The sequence below is a fragment of the Paenarthrobacter sp. YAF11_1 genome (assembly GCF_052113445.1).
GTDB lineage: Bacteria > Actinomycetota > Actinomycetes > Actinomycetales > Micrococcaceae > Arthrobacter.
Window position 1 is genome coordinate 1 of sequence record NZ_JBFRDF010000054.1, and the last position, 349, is coordinate 349.

Here is a 349-nt window from a genome sequence, read left to right on the forward strand (position 1 = left end):
CCTCCTACGAGCTTGAAGCGCTGCTTGAACAGCGCGTTAAGCGCCAGCTGCTGGCGGAAGTGCAGTCCATCTGCCCGCCGGGCGTTACTATCATGAACGTGCGTCAGGCACAGCCGCTGGGCCTGGGTCACTCCATCCTCTGCGCGCGCCCGATTGTGGGTGACAATCCGTTTATCGTGGTCCTGCCAGATATCGTGCTGGACACGGCAACCGCCGATCCGCTGCGTTATAACCTCGCCGCAATGGTGGCGCGCTTTGACGAGACCGGCCGCAGCCAGGTGCTGGCAAAACGCATGAAGGGCGATCTCTCTGAGTACTCGGTTATCCAGACCAAAGAGCCGCTGGACAG

Annotated in this window: 1 pseudogene; it reads left to right on the plus strand. The window is 61.3% G+C overall.

What is annotated here, in order from left to right:
• A pseudogene (locus tag AB4Y77_RS23050) lies at nt 1–349 on the plus strand (hypothetical protein); the annotation flags it as partial.